Source organism: Methylobacterium sp. NEAU K (genome assembly GCF_030700285.1).
Taxonomy (GTDB): Bacteria; Pseudomonadota; Alphaproteobacteria; order Rhizobiales; family Beijerinckiaceae; genus Methylobacterium.
Genome location: NZ_JAUYZJ010000027.1, coordinates 1 through 15,506, shown reverse-complemented (window position 1 = coordinate 15,506; position 15,506 = coordinate 1). Strand labels below are relative to the sequence as shown.

Annotated in this window: 7 protein-coding genes and 7 pseudogenes; 5 read left to right on the top strand and 9 right to left on the bottom strand. The window is 64.1% G+C overall.

Annotation, left to right across the window (positions count from 1 at the left end):
• Positions 1–63: 63 nt before the first annotated feature.
• The 7 genes and pseudogenes from Q8W67_RS19610 to Q8W67_RS19580 all read right to left on the bottom strand — a co-directional run.
• Positions 64–418: pseudogene (locus Q8W67_RS19610) on the bottom strand (transposase); the annotation flags it as partial.
• A gap of 411 nt (positions 419–829) precedes the next feature.
• Complete coding sequence (locus Q8W67_RS19605) at positions 830–2,536, bottom strand: methyl-accepting chemotaxis protein (RefSeq protein ID WP_305548825.1); 1,707 nt, start codon at positions 2,534–2,536, stop codon at positions 830–832.
• A gap of 352 nt (positions 2,537–2,888) precedes the next feature.
• Entirely contained in the window at positions 2,889–5,276 is a 2,388-nt protein-coding gene (locus Q8W67_RS19600) for an EAL domain-containing protein (protein ID WP_305548822.1), read from the bottom strand.
• Positions 5,277–5,461: 185 nt separating this feature from the next.
• A pseudogene (locus Q8W67_RS19595) lies at positions 5,462–5,827 on the bottom strand (transposase); the annotation flags it as partial.
• Between the two features lie 344 nt (positions 5,828–6,171).
• Positions 6,172–7,425, bottom strand: a pseudogene (locus tag Q8W67_RS19590) (SulP family inorganic anion transporter); the annotation flags it as partial.
• Between the two features lie 265 nt (positions 7,426–7,690).
• Positions 7,691–8,677: an IS481 family transposase gene (locus Q8W67_RS19585; protein ID WP_305548819.1), complete on the bottom strand. Its 987-nt coding sequence runs from the start codon at positions 8,675–8,677 to the stop codon at positions 7,691–7,693.
• Between the two features lie 242 nt (positions 8,678–8,919).
• Positions 8,920–9,147 (bottom strand): annotated as a pseudogene (locus Q8W67_RS19580) (helix-turn-helix domain-containing protein); the annotation flags it as partial.
• Between Q8W67_RS19580 and Q8W67_RS19575 the strand changes: the two are divergent.
• Positions 9,130–10,116 carry an ATP-dependent RecD-like DNA helicase gene (locus tag Q8W67_RS19575; protein WP_305548816.1) on the top strand — a complete coding sequence of 329 codons (987 nt, stop codon included), beginning with the start codon at positions 9,130–9,132 and terminating at the stop codon, positions 10,114–10,116. The pseudogene Q8W67_RS19580 and the gene Q8W67_RS19575 sit on opposite strands and share 18 nt — an antisense overlap.
• On the opposite strand, the gene Q8W67_RS19570 is transcribed toward Q8W67_RS19575, so the two are convergent.
• Positions 10,113–11,354, bottom strand: a complete 1,242-nt coding sequence (locus Q8W67_RS19570; protein WP_305548813.1) for an ABC transporter substrate-binding protein — start codon at positions 11,352–11,354, stop codon at positions 10,113–10,115. The genes Q8W67_RS19575 and Q8W67_RS19570 overlap by 4 nt on opposite strands.
• 121 nt (positions 11,355–11,475) lie before the next feature.
• Positions 11,476–11,697 (bottom strand): SDR family oxidoreductase, encoded by a 222-nt coding sequence (locus tag Q8W67_RS19565; RefSeq protein ID WP_305548810.1) that lies wholly within the window; start codon positions 11,695–11,697, stop codon positions 11,476–11,478.
• A gap of 878 nt (positions 11,698–12,575) precedes the next feature.
• On the opposite strand from Q8W67_RS19565, the gene Q8W67_RS19560 reads away from it, so the two are divergent.
• From Q8W67_RS19560 to Q8W67_RS19545, 4 genes and pseudogenes are all read left to right on the top strand, one after another.
• Positions 12,576–13,007, top strand: a complete 432-nt coding sequence (locus Q8W67_RS19560) for a PAS domain-containing protein (RefSeq protein WP_305548808.1) — start codon at positions 12,576–12,578, stop codon at positions 13,005–13,007.
• A gap of 722 nt (positions 13,008–13,729) precedes the next feature.
• A pseudogene (locus tag Q8W67_RS19555) lies at positions 13,730–14,366 on the top strand (transposase); the annotation flags it as partial.
• A pseudogene (locus Q8W67_RS19550) lies at positions 14,357–15,079 on the top strand (IS110 family transposase); the annotation flags it as partial. The pseudogenes Q8W67_RS19555 and Q8W67_RS19550, both read left to right, overlap by 10 nt.
• Positions 15,080–15,336: 257 nt before the next feature.
• Positions 15,337–15,506, top strand: a pseudogene (locus tag Q8W67_RS19545) (transposase); the annotation flags it as partial.

Below are 15,506 nucleotides of genomic sequence, written 5' to 3'. Positions count from 1 at the left end.
CGGATGCCCGAACACTTCCGCCAGGGCGCGTCATCGCTTGCGCCAGTCGAGGGCGGCGGCCACTCAGAGGACGTTCATGAAGCTGACGGCGGTCTTCTCGTAGCGGGTGGCGATCCCGCGCCACTCTTTGAGCCTGGCACAGAGCTGCTCGACCTGATTGCGATTATTGTAGATCCAGTCCGGGCAGGTCACAGGTGCCTCGTAGCGCGGCGGTGGGATCGCCGGGCGCCCATGTTCCAGATGTGCTCGCGAAAGGCGTGGCTGGTGTAGCCGCGATCTCCCACGATCACTTGGGCACACCCGGCAGTTCGTCGAGCAGAGGAACCGCGTGAGGCAGCTCATGGGCCTGACCAGGCGCCAGCCCAAAGGCGATGGCGCGTACGCTGCCGTCAGCGATCACGCAGGCCTTGGTGCCATAGCGTCTGGGTCCAGGTCGTCTCGGCGTAGGGAGCCTCGACGCGCCGAGCACGGCCACGAAGATCTCGGCCTCGCGCACGACGCCGGTGGCGGGGTCGACGAACCCCGTACTTCGGGTACGCAACGACGCACCTCGCCCACCTCATGACGGCAGCGGCGATGAACTTGGTGCGATTGCTGCGGTGGCTGGTGAACGAACCAAAGGCCCAAACAAGATCCTCAGTCTTCGCGCGGCTGCATCCACTTGCGGCCCGACCGGGCCGCGACGAATTCGCCACCAATATCAACGTGCGGGAGAACCGCAAAATCGGGGAGGGTCACACCCTAGGTGGACCAGAGCCTCCGCTCCTGAGCGCCGCAAGCCGTCTCAAATCATCTGACGACGGAGATCAGTCGGTCGATTCTCGGCAGTTCAGGCGGCTTTGACGCTGCTTAGGAAGGTTCCTACTTCCTGCGACAAGCTGGCTGAATAGCGGGCCAGTTCTTGGGCAGCGCTCAGGACCTGCGAGGCCGCCACGCTCGTCTTACCTGCCCCCTCACGCACACCAGCGATGTTCCGCGTCACCTGTTCAGTCCCCTGAGCCGCCTGCTGCACGTTGCGGGTAATCTCCTGGGTGGCCGCACCCTGCTCCTCCATCGCAGCCGCGATCGAGGCGGTGTAGGCGGACATCTCGGAGATCACACGGCCGATCTCGCGGATGTCGGCAACCGCCTCATCCGTCGCGCCCTGGATTTCGGCAATCCGCTCGCCAATCTCGCCCGTGGCTCGGCTCGTCTGACCGGCCAACTCCTTCACCTCTGTAGCGACCACGGCAAAGCCGCGGCCCGCCTCGCCGGCCCGCGCGGCCTCGATGGTAGCGTTCAGCGCCAGCAGATTCGTCTGCGCCGCGATGGTGGAGATGATGGACACGGCGCTGTTGATCCGCTCTGCCGTCCCGGCCAGCCGCTGAACAGTGGCGTCCGTCAGCTGCGCCTTCTCGACGGCCCTATTGGCGATCTGAGCCGACTGACTGACCTGCTGTACGATCTCCTGCACGGAAGCCGACATCTCCTCGGAGGCAGCGGCGACCGTCTGCACGTTGGCTGAGGTCTGCTGGGCCGCACCGACCACAGACAGGGTCTGTTGGGTGGTCTCATCCGCCGTACCGGTCATTGAGCGGGCCGTGGCCTCCATCTCGGTTGCCGCTCCGGCAAGCTCCTGCGTCAGCACCGAGACATTGCGCTCGAAGCGCTTGGTGAGGTCGTCCAGCGCGCTGGCGCGGCGCATTTTAGCTTCGGCCTCTTCGAGCGCGGCGGTCTCCACCACTTGCTTCTCGATCAGCGCATCCTTGAAGACCTGAACCGCTCGTGCCATCAGGCCGACTTCGTCGGTGCGGTCCAGGGTGGGTACTATTACGGCGGTGTCACCGGTAGCCAAGTGATCCATGGCGCTCGTGAGCGCACGAATGGGCCGTATGATGCTACGCGCGATCGGCCATGCGCAGGCGATCAGAAGCGCGAGAAGTCCCGCGAGATACAGCGAGTCGCGCAGCATGATTTCCCGGAATCGAGCGTCAATGTCGTCAATGTAGACACCCGTACCAATCTCCCACTGCCAGGGCTCGAAACCCAGAGAATAGGCTAGTTTCGGAGAAGGCTGATCCTGCCCGGCGCGGGGGAACAACAACTCGACATAGCCGCCACCCGCCTTGGCGGCGTCGATCAGGGCGGCATTAAAGCGCACCCCGTTTGCATCCTTCGCCTCTAGGAGGTTCTTGCCCTCCATCTCAGGCTTGAGACCATGTACTTGGTTGATGCCATCGAATGTATAAACGAAGAAATAGTCCCCCTTCCCATATCGCACAGATCGCAAGATCTTCTTGGCGCGATCCTGCGCCTCTTGTTTTGAGACGATCCCCGCATCAACATTGCCTGCCAGAGACTTAACAACAGAGAGCGCCGTCTCGACTTGAGCGGCGATCGCAGTTCGACGTTCTTGGAGGATTGCTTCGCGCGCGCTTGAAAGGTGCAGCCCTTCAAGAACTGCCATGATCATGATGGCGCAGACGATCAGCAGGGCAATTCGATGAGATATCTTGAGCGACATGATTTTGAGCCGGGGCTGCGATGAGATCGCCATGGCACACCGCGATCCTGAATAAGAGTCGCCTTAAAATTTTAAGAAAGCCTCATCCCGGATCGATTGAAATGCTGAAGCTGGCACGGACGATCTTCGACGGCGTCCTCCTTCCTCGCGCCGCGCGTGTGGCTGCCTGTAGTCGAGGAGGAGTCCGCCCATCAACCGGCGTTGGGAGCAACGTGATGGTCTGCGCCGATGATCAAATACAGTATCGTACCCAGACTCAGCGTCCCGGCCCAGTGCAATTACCGGAAGGGCCGCGCCACGCAATGTTGACCCTGCTGATCGCATACTTGGCCAAGACCAGAAATCCGCTGTTCAGAAAAACCGAGCAACCTTTCCTCTGCCGTCCTTAGGCGACTTTACGCTCACCGGCCGTGACTGAATTCCCATCATGCGTATGTCCACTAAACTCCGCTATGGGTAAGGGCCGGCCCATCAGGTAGCCCTGCGCCGCGTGGCACTGCTCGGCGGCGAGGAAGCCGAGTTCCGCCTCCGTCTCCACGCCCTCGGCCAGGACCGGAAGCCCGAGACCGCGACCAAGACCGAGTACGGAGCGGACAATAGCAGCCGTCTGCTCGTTGCTGTCGACCGCCCGTACGAATGACGCGTCGATCTTGATCTTGTCGAACGGGAATGAGCGCAGGTTCGACAGCGACGAATAGCCTGTGCCGAAGTCGTCCATCGCGATGCGCAGGCCGAGGGCTTTCAATTGGCGGAGCGTGAGCAGCGCGCGGGTTGGGTCTCGGATGAGGGCTGTCTCGGTCACCTCGACCTCCAGCCGCTTCGGCGCCAGGCCGGTCTGAAGCAGGATCTCGTGCACGAGGCCAACGAAATGCGCGCTGTGAATCTGCACCGCCGAGACGTTTACAGCTACGTTCAGCGGGTTCGGCCAGCTTGCCGCTTCGCGGCAAGCCTCGCGTAAAACCCACTCGCCGATTTGCAGGATGGCGTCGCTCTCCTCCGCGATGGGAATGAACAAGGCCGGCGAGACATAGCCCCGCTCCGGGTGCTTCCAGCGCAGCAGCACCTCAAAGCCCGTGACGTCGCCGCTGCCGACCTCCGTTTGAGGCTGGTAGACCAAATGCATCTCGCCGCGAGCCACGGCGTGGCGAAGGTCGTGCTCCAGGAGGCGACGTTCCCGCACCTCCAGTCCCATCTTGGCCTCGAAGAAGCGATACGTGCCGCGACCCTCCGACTTGGCCCGGTAGAGGGCCGTATCGGCGTAGCTGAGGAGCGCCGCTCGCTCCTGCGCATCGTCCGGGTAGAGGGCGATGCCGATGCTGGTGGCGATCTGCGGGCCAGTCCTCTCGGCCTTACCGGAGCGCAAGGCCTCCAAGATGCGCTCGGCCAAGCGCCCGACCGCTGCAGCATGCTCGCAGGGCATCAGGACGGCGAACTCGTCGCCGCCGAGCCGCGCCATCATCTGCGTACTGTCGAGCTCGTCCGTGACGATCCGGGCCACGTTCTCCAGCATAGCATCGCCGGCGGCGTGCCCGAACAGGTCGTTGACCTCCTTGAAGCGGTCGAGGTCGAGGCAAAGCACCGCGAGCTTGCGGTTGCCCGCGTCCGCCGCCCGCATCTCCTGCTCCAGCCGCTTGCCGAAGCTCGCGCGGTTGGCCAGTCCGGTCAGCGCGTCATGGTGGGCGAGGAACTGGATCTGGTTTTCAGCTTGGCGGCTGCCGCGCAAGTCGCGGACCGCCACGGCGTAGTGGGGCCGGCCGGCGTGGTCGACCGGCTGCATGATGATCTCGACCGGAACCAATCCGCCGTCCGCCTGTCGCAGTTCAGCCTCGGCGGGCCGCTCGGGCCGGCTGGCCAGGGCGATCCGGGCCGCCTCGGCCGGAAGAAAGGCCGAGAGCAAAGCACCCGAGAGCGCCCCTTGGGGCAGGCCGACGAGGCGAGCGAAGCTGTTGTTGGCACTGACGATGGTGTCGCCCGTGCAGACCACGAGTCCCTCAACGGCGGCGTCGGCGAGGCTGCGCATGCGCTCCCCCTCCAGCTTGGCGTGTCGGTGGTCGCGGAGGTCGAGCGCCAGGGCGGCGCCGGCAAGCAGCAGGATAGCGAAGCTCGCCAGCGCGACGGCCACCGCGAGCCAACTGTTGGGGACGGCGGCCTCGGAGACCACGACTGTGGGGTCCGGTATCACGGTCACGGCGCCCATGGCGGTGAAGTGGTGGCTGCAGATGGCGAGCAGCAGCAGGACCGCGCCCGGCAACTGGTGTCTCATGCCGCTGCCGCCGGGCCGGGTCGAGAGGGCCGCCCCGGCGAGTATCGCGCCGAGCGCGAGCGACACACACACCGTAGTCACATCCCACACTTTGTGGCCGGCAACGGCGTAGGCAGCCATGCCGGTGTAATGCATCGCCGCGATGCCGAGGCCCAGGACGGCGCCCCCGCACCAGGATGCGGGCGCGCCCCCTACCAGCACCGACAGGGAAAGACCGCTGCCGACCAGAGCGATGGCGATGACGAGGGATAGGGCGGTGAGCGCGATGTCGTAGCCGCCGGGGACGCCGGGCTCGAAGGCAAGCATCGCGATGAAGTGGGTCGCCCAGATGCCGGAGCCGCCGGCGGCAGCCGCGACGGCGAGCCAGCCGATCTGCGCCCAGCCGCCAGCCCTGCGCGCGTGGCTGACGAGGCAGACCGTCGTCAAGGCGGACAGCGCGCAGATGAGCGCCGCCAGGGTGACGAGGCGAAGATCATGGGCCTCGACGAGGCAGCCGACGACGGTGAGCATGGGAGGAAGCCCGGAGAGCCGTGAGTTCAACCCAGGGTGCTCGGCACCTCTGTAGATCGACTTAATAGTGGGCAATCGATTTGTGGATCGGCAAGTGAGGGGCGCCTTTATGGCCGCGGCGAGTCACCGCAGCCTTCGCCTCCAGCCTGCGCGGCTGACCCTCGACGCCGCCGCCGAGGCGGCTCACGCAGCAGATCGCTGTCGCGGAAGCGGCCGTGGCGGTTTTTCGAGAAGGTCGAGTGGTCGGGTACGGCACTCTCCAATCCGAGCCGGCAGAACCAGCGGAAGGCGAGGTTGAGGTCCACCTCCTCGCACAGGCGGCGCTCGGAGCGGATGCCGAAGCAGTAGCCGACGAGCAGCATGCGGATCATCAGCTCGGGGCCGATCGAGGGCCGGCCCGTCGTGCTGTAGAAGGGCCGCAGGTACGCGCGCAGGTCCGACAGGTCGAAGAAGCGGTCGATGGAGCGCAGCAGATGGTCGGCTGGGACGTGGGTATCGAGCGAGAATTCGTAGAACAGGGCACCCTGCTCGACTTGCCGATATCCCATCATCTGCTTCTATCTCCGTCTCTCGACAGAAATGAGTCATCTCACGACTACCGCCGCAACACCCGAGTTTTTCAACACAATCGGCCATCAGCGGACCTTCGATGTAAGCGTCCGGGATGACCGCTCACTACATGGCAACCGACCTTCTATCATCCGCACTTCGTTGATGAGAGGCCGCCAGACTCTTCAAAACTTGGTTTACTCCCTGCCTTGGCTCGGGGCGGATTTTGCTCCCGCCGAAGGTTCTGTGAGTTCAACAAGATTCGCCTTGAATGAGTCAGCGTAGCTCTCGTTTGGCGCATGACAGGGCAAGCACAACGTCAGGCACCTTCTTCCGGCACACCTCGGCGCATCAAAGCAAGCACGGTGGCGAGCACGCAGCCGGCGATGATGCCAGCAGTCAGATCCTCCAGCAGGGTCAGGCCGAAGGTGGTGAGCAGAACCATGGCCATGCGCCAATTCATCAGGAGCCGCGCGAACTCGCTCTTCTCCACCATGTTCCAGGAGACGACCACCAGCACGCCTGCCAGAGCCGCCAGCGGCACGAAGCCGGCGAGCGGCGCTGCGACCAGCATGAAGAGTAGGAGGAAGGCCGAGTGCAGTATGCCGGAGATGGGGGTTGCCGCGCCGGCACGGATGTTGGTCGCAGTTCGGGCTATCGTGCCGGTCACGCTGATGCCACCGAACAGGGCCGAAACGATGTTGGCGATGCCCTGGGCGATCAGTTCCATGTTCGAGCGGTGGATGCGGTCTGTCATGCTGTCTGCAACTTTGGCCGACAGCAGGCTCTCGATACCGCCCAGCAATGTGAAGGCCAGGGCGGTCGGGAAGACGTCGCGCAGTAATTGGGATGTCACCTGCGGCATCTGAGGCATAGGCAGACCGTGCGGCACGCCGCCGAAGCTGCTTCCGATGGTGGCGACGTCGAGGTCGCCAAGCCAAACCAGAGCCGAGGCGGCGGCAACGGACACGAGCATGCCAGGAAAGGACGGCTTCCACCGCCGCAGCGCGAAGATTCCTCCCGCGACCCCACAACCCAGGGCAAGCGCTAGTGGATTGAGGGTGGGCAAAGCGTGGGCGAGGGCTACAAGTTTCGGGATGACAGGCCCGGGCTCAGCGCCGTCTAGTCTAAGACCACCCAGTTCCTTCAACTGACTGGCCAGGATCGTACAGGCGATGCCTGCCGTGAAGCCGACGGTGACCGCGTGCGGGATGTGCCGGATCAGCGAGCCCAGCCGGAGTGCGCCGACGAGAGTCAGCAACAGGCCGGAGAGCAGCACGGCCAGGAGCGTGCCTTCAACGCCGAAGCGAGCAACGGTAGCCGAAACGAGGACGATAAAGGCACCCGCAGGGCCGCCGATCTGGAAGCGGCTGCCGCCGAGGGCGGAGACGACGAAGCCGCCTACGATGGCGGCGTAGAGCCCCCGGTCCGGCGAGACCCCGGACGCGACGGCGATGGCCATGGAGAGCGGCAAGGCAACGATGGCGACGGTCAGCCCGGCCATGACGTCGCGGCGCAGCGCGTGCAATCCATAGCCCTCTACCAGGGCGGTGACGAGCTTGGGCTTGTAGAGGTGCGCAGTCGCGGCGCCGTTGGGCATGGCTTCGTCTTCAGGTTGCGGGGTCCGCCAGTGAGGAGTCCTTTCACCACGGCTTGTGAGCACCGCGGCCGCATTGATCCAGCGCAAGAGCTTCCCAGGATCGCCTCCATTGACTGAGGAGGGTGGGCAGGAATTGGCCGGAGCGCTCCTACGGGGTTTACCTTCCCTCGCTGAAAGTGGCGGCCGAAATCAGGTCCGGGGATACCGGGGCACAGAACACTGGGGAACGAACGTCGGGGCTCTTCACCGCGTTTGGGTAGGCTTTCTACCTGTCTGGATGTGAGACCTCCTTGGCGTCTTTAACGATGCGGAGGGCCCGTTTGATGAGACTGAGACTGGGTGGCTTGTAGGTTGGGTTGGCCAGCGCGGGATCAGCGTCGAGGCGCTGACGCAGCACCATCTCGGGCGAGAGCCCGTTCAGCACGCGCTGCCGGCGGCCGTTGTAGGCCGCGTTGAAGCCGCGCAGCACGATCTCCAGGTCGGCGTGGCTATATAGCGTGATCCCCAGCACCTCCCGCTGGACGCGGCCGTTGAAGCGCTCGACCATGCCGTTGGTCTTGGGCGTGTAGGGGCGCGTCTTGCGATGCTGCACACCGTGCCGCTCGCAGGCGGCCTCAAACGCATCGGCCGTGAAGCAGGAGCCGCGGTCAGTGAGCACATGCGTGACCTTGAACGGAAAGGCCCCGAGGGCGTCCGTGAGGAAGGCCACCGCCGAGGCGGTGGTCTCGTCGTCCTTGACGGCGAGATGCACATAGCGGGAGGCCCGGTCGATGGCGACGTACAGGTAACGTTTGCGCGAGACGCGGTCGCGATCCTGCAGCTTGGGCAGGTGCTTCACATCGACGTGGATGAAACCGACCTCGTAGTCCTTGAAGCTGCCGTGCGGTTTGCGGGCCTTCTCGGCGGGCGGCAGCCGGTTGAGGCCTTCCGTCTTGAGGATGCGATAGACCGCATCCCGGTTCAGGTGTGGCAGGAAGTGGCTGACGACGAAGGTCAGCGCGTCGAGGGGAAAGCCGGTGGAGCGGCGGAGCGCGCATACGATGGCGCGCTCCTCATCGCTGGCGCGCCACGCGAGCTTGTGGGGGCGCGCCGAGCGGTCCTGGCAAGCATCGGGGCCGCGTTTGCGCCACTTGCGGATGGTCTCGGTGGACACACCGTAGCGCTTGGCCAGCACGCCGGAGCTCTCGTGCGAGCGGGCGATCTCGGCGCGCACGGCTGGGGTTGTGCGGGCCTGGGGATGGATGGCGAGCATCAGCGCTCCTTCCTGGCAGAATGGAGGCGCACACCGTCGAACCGCCACGCATAAGCTTTGATCGCCCAACGCGCCGCATCCCAACGACGTTCCGCAACCAAATAGCTACCCGACAGCACCTTTCCCGTCCGCTGGCGGGGGAGCTTGGCTACAGCAGAGCCAACGCCCGAACGCTAGGGTGTGAACCGAACCAAGCTGTTGGAGGGTTTGTCGTTTTGTGATTCCAGGCGTCCGTTTTGCGGCCGGAAGGCGACGATGACCGCCTCCTCCTCTGGCGTCAGCACGGTCGAGCGAGGGTCCTTTGGCCCCATGGCGGCATCCGCCGTCGACTGCCGTCCGCACCATTTCTGGATCGTCGTCGGGCTGACGCCGTACCGCTTGGCCGCCGCTCTCACACTCTCTTGACGTAGCTGTATTGCGCGACGGATCGCCTGCGTCGTGCGGGCGCTGCCGTGGAGAACTTGGCCCATAGCGCATCCCTCGCAGCATGGTGGTCAACCGTACCACCACACCGCGGGATCAAACACCTAGTGCTCGACGAGTGCTCGATGCTCGACGTGCCGCTGATGAATGCGCTGCTGAAAGCGGTGCCCGAGCACGCGGGGCTGCTGCTGGTCGGTGACGTGGATCAGCTACCTTCGGTCGGACCGGGGCAGGTGCTTGCCGACGTGATCGCCTCGGGCGCGGTGCCGGTGGCGCGGCTCACGGAGGTGTTCCGGCAGGCAGCCGAGAGCCGGATCGTCGTCAACGCCCACCGGATCAACGCAGGCCAGATGCCCGAGCGGCCGAGACCCGACGAAAAGATAGACTTCTACATGGTCGAGATCGACGACCTGGAGGTCGGGGTAGTCAAGCTGATCGAGGTGGCGACCCGGCGCATCCCGCGCTCCTTCGGCCTCGATCCGGTCAAGGACGTGCAGGTGCTCACCCCGATGCAGCGCGGCTCGCTGGGGGCGCGCAACCTCAACCACGAACTCCAGCGCGTGTTGAACCCGAACCCACCCCAGCAGATAGAGCGGTTTGGGTGGCGGTTCGCGCCGAGCGACCGGGTGATGGAGACCCAGAATGACTACGACCGCGAGGTCTTCAACGGCGATCTGGGCATGGTGGCCCGCATCGACGAGGAGGAGGGTGCGGTGATTGTCAGCTTCGAGGGTCGGGAGGTGATCTACCCGTTCGGCGAACTCGACACGCTGGTGCCCGCGTTCGCCACGACGATCCACAAGTCGCAAGGGTCAGAGTATCCGGCGGTGGTGATCCCGATCGTGACGCAGCACTTCACGATGCTCGCGCGCAACCTCCTGTACACCGCTGTGACGCGCGGCAAGCGGCTAGTCGTGCTGATTGGCCAGCGCAAGGCGGTCGGCATGGCAGTGCGCGGTGGCTCACGGCGGCGCTACACCAAGCTCGTCGAGTGGCTGGGCGGGACGACCGCTTAACGAGCAGCAACCGTCTTCGCCAGCGGGCACTCGCTCTCGGCCAGCGGCGGATAGGCGTCCTTCGGCTTGATCGTGCTCAGGACCTTGTACACGTCCCACGGCCCCTTCGACTCCGCCGGGGCCTTCGCCTCCACGAGGTAGAAGTCGTGGACGAGTCTGCTGTCGGCGCGCAGCGTCGCGCCGCGGGCGTAGAAGTCGTCCACTGGGTTGGCGCGCATCCAGGCGAGCACCTTGTCGGTGTCGTCCGTGCCAGTGGCCGCGACGCCCTTCAGGTAGTGGCTCACCGCCGAGTACATCGAGGCTTGCGCCTCGCTCGGCATGGCGCCGTGCAGCTTGTAGAACCGCTGCGCAAAGGCACGGGTTTCGTCGTTCAGGTCCCAGTACCATGCCGTCACCGCGCGCAGCCCGGCGGCGATGTTCAAGCCCATGCTGTGCGTGTCCGTGAGGAAGAGCAGCCCGGCCACCGGCTTCTGGGGACCGCCGGTCATGCCGAACTCGGTCCACTGCTTCATCTCGGTGACGAGTTGCGAGCCGGTGCTGGCGAAGCCGATGGTGTCGGCGCCGGACGCCTGAGCCTGCAACAGGTACGAAGTGTAGTCGGTCTCTGCCGTGGGGTGGAACACCTCGCCCAAGGACTTGCCGCCAGCCGCTGCGAGGAGCGTCTGGGACACGGAGACCATGTTGCGTCCGAAGGCGTAGTCCGCGCCGATGAAGAACCACGTCTTCTGACCCTTCGGGACGAGGTCGCGGATCGGCCCGGCGACGAGGTTGTAGGCATCGTGCAGCCACGACAGCCCGGTGGGGACGCACTGCTTGCCGGTGACTTCGGTGGTAGCCACGGCTGAGTAGACGGCGATCCGGTTCTTCTCCTTGATGATCGACTGGATTGCCAGCGCGACGGCTGAGTTGCCGACGTCGGCAATCAGATCGACGCCGTCCACGTCGATCCACTTGCGGACGATCGTGGCGCCAACATCCGGCTTGTTCTGGTGATCGGCCGAGACGATCTCGACCTTGATTTCGGGCGCCTTCCGGTGGAAGTCCTCGACCGCCATCTGGGTGGCGATCACGGACCCCTTGCCGGTCGGATCAGATAAGAACCCGGTCTGGTCGTTGACGACACCGATCCGGACGACGCCGCCGGAGATCTCGGCGCTGATCGCCGCCGGGGCTCCAGCGGTGATGATTAGGAGCCCCCCGAGCAATGCCCGCATATGAGTCTTCAGCTTGCCCGGCATGCGCGTGCTCTCCGCGGTGACGGCCGGGATGGATCTGCATCCGGTAGACCGGCCTCGTTCATCCGAGCCTGATCGTGTGAGGGCCCGGTACAGCGGCGTTGCAAGCGACAGGCCGGATTGATCAGCCGATCACGTCATCGCCATCAACGCGCACCGTGCAGCCGGTCGCGAACAGTGTTGTGGCAAGAAACAGGGCCACGTTGGAGGTGTCCTTGGCCTGCATGATACGTCGCGTGGGGAGCCGCTCGGCCGTGCTCGCGAAAATGGCCAAGCGATCCGCCTCCGGCATGCGCGAGCACAGCGGCGTCCTGCTGAGGCCGCACGTCGCCGTGTTGACCCGCATACAGTCCAAGCCGGAAATTCAGGCCATCCTTGCTCGCCACGCCTTCGTGGTCGCAGAAACCGTCCCGATGATCCTGGATCTAAATTCTCGATCTCGGGACTACCGGCACCGCGTCGCGAACGAATGGTGTGAGGCACATGCGTATAGCTGATGGCGCCGTCGTATCGGCGAGCGAAGAGGCTACGCCATGTTGGATACTGTGACCTTCGAGTTCGAGGACGCGACTGAAGCGGCTGATTTTCGCAAGTGGTTCAAAGCACGCGGATGGTAGGCTGATGCTTCGGTAGGGCTCACAGCGACCGCGCGCGATGTCGTCGTCCGCGCAGCGCGCCGAGCGCTGCTCGCCCGAGAACAAGGGGAGGATTGCGTCTAGGCTCGTGGCGGCTGAGGCGGCGTTCGAGCGGATCGAGGAGCTTCGGCGATAATGCTCCTGACGAAATTTTTGACTGCTATTTCTAGCGTGTAACCTTCCTACGAAGCGTTTAAGTCAGGAGCATTGCAATGAAGGTTCGTCAGCGAGTTTTTGCTGAGACGCACCGGATCGAGCATCGCGAGCCTGTTCGAAGAATTTGGAATCTCGTATCAGGCCGTTGAATACTATCCTGGTTCGTGCGAAGGAGAGGCGTCCGTACAAGGCGATGCGGGAGAGCCCAGGCTGGCGTGAGCCGGTTATGGCGTCGAGGAGCGACCGCCCCCGGAAGCTTCGAGGCACAATCTCGTGACGTTGGACGATCTGGAGTGCGACGCATTTCGCGTCACCGACGAGCCGCGACCGCCATTGTGACGGCGGAACTCGACTTGCAGGCACCCGCGACAGAGGGGGGCGACCGAAATGCTTAAGCGGGCATTTCGTTGCCCGCTGGTCGAGGGGGTGTCGCATGTTTCCGGACGACGAAGAATTCGAATTTGTTGGCCCCGACCGCGGCTGGAACTACGAGCCCTCACGCGCCGATCTCTTCCGACATTTCACGTCCCCCGTCTACACGACCGACGCGGACGGCTGGCTGACCTACTATAACGACGCCGCGGCCGAACTGTGGGGCTACCGCCCCAAACTCGGCAAGACGCGTTGGTGCGGCTGCTGGCGCATCTACACCGCCGACGGAATGCCCCTGCCGCTCGACCAGTGCCCGATGGCCCTGGCGATCAAGGCAGGGCGTCCAATTCGCGGTGTGCAGGCCGTGCTGGAGCGCCCAGATGGCACGCGCATCCCGTTCATGCCCTATCCGACACCACTGCGGGATACATCGGGCGCCATCGTGGCAGCGTCCAACATTCTTCTGAGGATTACAACGCTCGGAGCGGCATAGGTTCGCTCTTCCGATACCAACCGCGGCGCGACGGATGAGATAAAGTGTATCGGGCTTGTCATATCCTAGTAGCGAGAACGTAGCTGAGGCGATATCATTATTTACAACCGAAAATTAACAACTTTAGGTTCCGGACAATGAAATCGCTCCCGATAGACTGCGCAACACAGAAATTCGTTCTTATAGAAAATGTCCGACGCTATCAAAATATATTGTCAAATTACTCCGATGACTATCTGAGAGTCGATGAAAAACAGAGGCGCTACATAGCGAATTTGCTTTTCGTTGCTGAACAGGAGTTAAAAGATATATTACGCGCAGAGAACGGCTCGGATAACCGCCGAGATCCAAATTGAGCGGAATTGACGGAGCGTGAGCGCGAACCTCACCGGAGTGCCTCGTGAACGTCCGAGCCGAAGGCGAAGAAAGTCCTCAGAGGAAATATAATTTCTCAATGCGGCTTGCCCGTCAAGCAAGATATGAAGCGAAATCCTTGTCATAATTCAAATTTCTATCCGTCTGATAATATATCCGCTATATCTATAGCTTCATCATCATCTATGCCGAATAATGATTGGGCCTCTTTCAATGAGCATGATCATTCAAAATTATAAGCGTGCATCTTGTTCCCTGGGGTGGGATATTTTCATCATATAATCTGCCATCGCCGTGTAATTACCCAGGCCCTTGCGCGGGTCAGATTTCGCTGATTCCCTCGTGAGATGGGCCGCAGCGAACTCGAACGGCTGAGCCGCGAAGAGCTGATCGAGCTGGTGCTGCGGCTGCAGCGGCCAGAGAAGACCTCACGCACCTCGTCCAAGCCGCCCGCGACAGATCGCAAGGAGCAACGCGCGCAGTCCAAGCCCGGCGGCGCCAAGCCCGGCCACGAAGGCCACAGCCGGGTGCTGAGCGACGATCCCGATACGATCGTCGAGCATCGTCCCGAGGCTTGCGCGTGCTGCGGCGGAGGTCGTCAGCGTCTCTGAGCAGATCGAGCTGCCGGAGGTGACGCCCATCGTCACCCAGCATCAGCGCCTTGCCGTTTGTTGCCCGACCTGCGGGACGCGCGTGATCGCCCCGGCTCCCGAGGCAGCGCGGGGCACGCCGTTCGGGCCGCGGCTGCATGCGGTGGCCACGTACCTGAAGACCTTCCAGGCGTTTTCGTATGAGCGGCTACAGATGGCGCTCTCCGATCTGTTCGGTCTCAACCTCAGCCAGGGCGGCCTGATGAACCTGCTCCGCCGCGCGCAAGACTGCTTCCGTCCGGGTCGCGACGCGGCCGTCTCGGCTCTTCGCCAAGCTGAGGTTGTCGCCTGCGACGAGACCGGCGTGCGCATCGAGGGCTCCACCGCTTACCACTGATGAGGTGGACGGCCCCGCTACTGGCATCGCTGTGCCAGGATGAGGTCGTTGATCTCATCGACAGGAGCCCTCTTCTCGTCCGGCAGCGCACGATGCTGATCAACGCCCTGCGTGGTCATCTCGCCGAGTTCGGCTTCGTCGCAGCACAGGGACCCGCTGGGGTGAAGGCCGTCATCGCCGAGTTCCACGCCGACCAGGATACTCTGCCGGAACTGGCGCGATCGGCGATCCGACGCCTCATCGGTCGGATCGAGGAGGTCGCCGGCGAGGTGAGGAAGGCCGAGGCCGAGATCGTGGCCTGGTGTCGGAACGATGCCGCCAGCCGCCGCCTCCTGACGATACCCGGCATTGGGCCGATCACCGCTAGTGCGATCTCGGCGGCGGTGCCGGATCCCACCCTGTTCCGCTCCGGCCGACAGTTCGCGGCCTGGCTCGGGCTCACGCCGCGGCCGCACAACAGTGGCGGCAAGGAGCGGCTCGGCCGGATCAGCAAGCAGGGCGACGGAGCCATCCGCCGCCTGCTGGTCATCGGTGCGACATCGGTGATCCGGGTCGCGCGTCAGGACACGCCCGGCCGGGTATGGGCGAAGCAGATGCTCGACCGCAAGCCCGCCCGGGTCGTGTCCGTGGCGCTGGCCAACAAGACCGCGCGGATCGCCTGGGCGGTGCTGGCGCGCGGCGAAGTCTACAGGGCGGCACCTGCCGCCTGACGTGATCCCGGCCGCTGGTCGTCAGATGCCGGCGTCCGGGGGTGCAGGGTGCTGAGATGTGATGACGAACCGGTCGAACCGGGATCGAGGCGAACCCGCAACACCCAGGCGCATTTGAGCGCGGACCACTGATTGGGACCTCGATCGCGGACTTCATCAGGGCCAGCGGCCATGTGCGCCGCACGAACAGGCCGGACACATGGCTGCAACCCGACCGCTCAGCGTCACTTCCCGCTTGCACCGCAGGGGCCGTCCACACATGGGTGTTCCACGCGGCACAAGCCGTGGTGCACACGGCCTCGCCGACGCGCGGGGCCGTCGTGGTGCGGGAGATGATGGACGGCCACCGGCCGGCGGTGTGGATCTCGGACCGCTACACCGCCCAACAGGGCCACGCGGCTGAGCACCAGACCTGCCTGGCCCATCT